Below are 3,423 nucleotides of genomic sequence, written 5' to 3'. Positions count from 1 at the left end.
GCGAAGCATTGTACACTTATAGATAATTTTCTTCATTCATCATAAGCAGACGGAACAATTTGTCATTATTTGTGAAACCCCATTGCATTTTGTATGCACCAAAATAATTTAAAACTCGCAACTTTATTAAAAATAATATCAGCCTGAATTTTTACATGTATCTCAAATGGAAAAAAACCTTATAATATTATGCACTAAATAATTTTAATGTTTTTAAGTCGATTGTCTGTTCCATTACTCTCCAAAAACTGTTTTTTATTTGACAAATTAAATGTTAATAACTAATCTTGAATTGTGCAACGCACCATAAAAGGAGAAACAATGAAAAACATTTATCAAAAAAATTTTAGTAATATGGCATTTCCTTTGCAAAAATTAATGGAGTTAAATGTTAGAACTATGCAAAGCATGTCCTATATAAAACCTGATGATTTACTAAAAATGAAAAAACCAGAGGATCTCTTTGAAAAAAATCTGGGTACATTTATTCAAAATACACATATGGCACTGAACTATATAAAAGATACATTTAGTATTTTAGAAAATCATTGGTTAAATGTTTCTCAAAATACTGAAAAAAATGCAATAAATGTGGTTCATAAAGCTTCTTCGGTAGCTAAAAAAACAATAAAAAAGAGTGCGTCCTCCGCTAAGAATATGACAAACAAAGTTGCTGCAAGCGTCAAATCAAACATAAAAAAATCTGTAAAAGCTGCTTCAAAAGAAAGTTCTAAAGCAAAAACTGGCGCAAAAAAAATCATTAAAACAATGAAACCAGTCACTCATCATAGCAAACCTAATGTTCAACAGGGTTCAAAAAATGGAGTGAAAAGGAGTACTGATAAACTTCATGCCAAAGCTAAAGATGATGGTAATTTCAAGTCTAGAGCAGCGAATATGCAAGGAACAAGTTCCATTAAAGATCTTGGCTTACTTTATAAGGGAACAAATAGCTCCAATAGATAATGAAATAAATCTAAAGTTAAGCCGTAGGAGCAGATAATCTCTTACGGCTATATAATTATTTAAAGTATATGGATAACTTGAAATGCTTACGGCAAGTAGAAACATAACGATTATTTTCACCTATTAACACTTGGGCACCATCTGAAATCACTTCACCATCATCATTTATTCGTAAGTTCATCGTCGCTTTGCGGCCACAGTGGCAAATGGTTTTGGTTTCCACTAGCTCATCTGCCCAAGCTAATAGATAATGACTTCCTTCGAATAATTCCCCTTTAAAATCAGTTCTTAAACCATAGGCTAAAACAGGTATTTCTAATTGATCGGTTATGTCAGTAAGTTGATAAACTTGCTCACGATTTAGGAATTGCGCTTCATCTATTAAAATACAAGAATAGGACTGAGATTGCTCACATACTTTTTGATAAAGATTATCATTTGCTTGAAAAATGCATGCTGATTGAGACAATCCAATGCGAGAATGAATAGTACCTGGTTTATAACGGGTGTCAATTGCAGGGGTAAACAATAAAGTTTGCATTCCCCTTTCTCGGTAGTTATGGCTTGATTGTAAAAGTATTGTACTTTTGCCAGCATTCATTGCAGCAAAATAAAAATAAAGTTTTGCCATATAAATTAAAAGTAATTGAAGTTTACACTAGTCTACCATATTGAATTCCATATGTTTACCTGAGCGATGGGCCATAGATCGATTTAAATGATTTCATTTGGAGATAAGTCACAATCTTATGACCATATTGAGAATAGAGCAGGAAAACAGCCTATGAAATTACAAAGTAGCTTAATTGTCCCATACTTTTTTATGCTCTCAAGAATTGCAAATAATCCGATGGCATGGATGATATCGATTAATGATGGATTTATCTTTGATGCAGGGCACGCCCCATACGATATTTAGGTAGGCCGGTGCGATCCCATATGTTCCTGCTGATAAAAACTAACTCTAACTATGAATCGAAAAAAATGAGAGCAAGGTTTCTTTAATTTTATACTTCAATGGAGTATAATTCTGCTATGATTATAAAAGAAACATCAATTTTTACAAAAATAATCTGGATGCCATGCCAGACGAGAAATATCGTCAATTACAGGAAGAGCTGATTAAAAACCCGGAGCTTGGAAAAATTATTAAAGGCACCAGAGGCACCAGAGGCACCAGAGGCATAAGAGGCATAAGAGGCATAAGAGGCATAAGAGGCATAAGAAAAGTCCGGTGGAATACGCCAGAAAAGGGTAAGCGTGGTGGGATAAGAGTTATTTATTATTGGATAACGCCAGAGGACCAAATCTATATGCTTTACGCATACCCTTAAAGCAAAACAAGAAAAATTAAATCAGTACTTTAAAAACAGTTGTAAAAGAGGAGTTACACCATGAATAAACAATCATTTGATGAGCTCATTGAAAGTGTTCGTGAAGCAGGGAAAATACATCGTTGTGAAAAAAAAGCAGCGCGAGTATTTTCATTTAATCCACTTGATGTAAAGAAAATAAGAGAAAAAACAGGATTGTCTCAAAGTGAGTTTTCAACGCTGGTACATGTAAGCCTAAGAACACTGCAAAACTGGGAGCAAGGGCGAAGAACGCCAACTGGACCAGCATTGGCCTTACTCACCATCATTAAAAATGACCCTAAGCACGCGATTGAAGCACTACACTAATGGTGCTAGTTGATGCAGAATTAATTCGTGACCTGTCAGGGTTGGGTGATGCAGCTCAACAAGAATTTGAAAATTTTATGTACAGAAAAAAAGAGGCACTAGCTGAACTTAGAGTGTTACTTGAGAAAAAAATGGGTTGTCAGCTAGGTTGCCTTTAAATGTTTAAAGCAATTCTAATCTTAATTTGTAAATTCTTCGGTCAAAGCTGACAACAATGTAGGATATTCAAAATTAAATTGATGAGCCAAAAGTCGTTGTGGAAAAACAGATTGCCCTGATAATAAAAGTTCTTCACCCATTTGCCCGAACAATACGTGAACTAACCATGCAGGTAAACGAAGAAAAGTAGGTTTTTTTAGCACTTCTACCAAAGTTTGATTAAATATTTTTTGTGATAAACATTCAGGCGCTACTAGATTTACAGGGCCAGTAATTTGGGGATGAGAAATTAAAAATAAGATACTCTTGACCAGATCAACATGGTGTATCCAAGATAGCGGTTGTTTTCCTGTACCAATTACAGCACTCATTCCATATTGTGCAGGAAGCTCTAGTTTTTTTAACATGCCTTGCCCACGTTTCAAAACTACGCCAAATCGCATTAATGTAACGGGTATATTAACCTCTGTTCCTCGTAATGCAGCTTGTTCCCATTGATTCACTAGCTGGCTTGCAAAACTTGTCTTTGCATGATTATTTTCTTTGCTTTGTTCCGTAAATGATTCATTCTTATTAGGTAAATTTTTCTGCAATCCATAAATACCGATGGCACTGG

The 3,423-nt window shown here is 34.4% G+C and carries 6 protein-coding genes; 4 read left to right on the top strand and 2 right to left on the bottom strand.

Annotation, left to right across the window (positions count from 1 at the left end; all coding sequences use genetic code 11):
* The first annotated feature begins 321 nt into the window (after window positions 1-321).
* Window positions 322-966: a hypothetical protein gene (locus WA877_RS07420; protein ID WP_425170284.1), complete on the top strand. Its 645-nt coding sequence runs from the start codon at window positions 322-324 to the stop codon at window positions 964-966.
* A 55-nt stretch (window positions 967-1,021) separates the two neighbouring features.
* On the opposite strand, the gene WA877_RS07415 is transcribed toward WA877_RS07420, so the two are convergent.
* Window positions 1,022-1,597, bottom strand: a complete 576-nt coding sequence (locus WA877_RS07415; RefSeq protein WP_425170283.1) for a thymidine kinase — start codon at window positions 1,595-1,597, stop codon at window positions 1,022-1,024.
* An 87-nt stretch (window positions 1,598-1,684) separates the two neighbouring features.
* Here WA877_RS07415 and WA877_RS07410 point away from each other — a divergent pair, with 87 nt between their 5' ends.
* The 3 genes from WA877_RS07410 (at window position 1,685) to WA877_RS07400 (ending at window position 2,806) form a co-directional block, all read left to right on the top strand.
* Window positions 1,685-1,885: a hypothetical protein gene (locus tag WA877_RS07410; protein ID WP_425170282.1), complete on the top strand. Its 201-nt coding sequence runs from the start codon at window positions 1,685-1,687 to the stop codon at window positions 1,883-1,885.
* Between the two features lie 475 nt (window positions 1,886-2,360).
* The gene (gene nadS / locus WA877_RS07405) at window positions 2,361-2,648 is read left to right on the top strand and encodes a NadS family protein (protein ID WP_425170281.1); all 288 of its coding nucleotides are present in this window, start codon (window positions 2,361-2,363) and stop codon (window positions 2,646-2,648) included.
* Window positions 2,648-2,806 (top strand): hypothetical protein, encoded by a 159-nt coding sequence (locus tag WA877_RS07400; protein WP_425170280.1) that lies wholly within the window; start codon window positions 2,648-2,650, stop codon window positions 2,804-2,806. The genes nadS and WA877_RS07400 overlap by 1 nt, the downstream gene beginning before the upstream one ends.
* Window positions 2,807-2,827: 21 nt before the next feature.
* Here WA877_RS07400 and WA877_RS07395 read toward each other — a convergent pair.
* A partial coding sequence (locus WA877_RS07395) for a DUF1731 domain-containing protein (protein WP_425170279.1) occupies window positions 2,828-3,423 on the bottom strand: 596 nt, incomplete at its 5' end.

The sequence above is a fragment of the Legionella sp. genome (assembly GCF_049790535.1).
In the GTDB taxonomy this organism is placed as follows: Bacteria; Pseudomonadota; Gammaproteobacteria; order Legionellales; family Legionellaceae; genus Legionella.
Note: the sequence above shows the minus strand (reverse complement) of the source record. Positions and strands in the feature narration are given on the sequence as shown.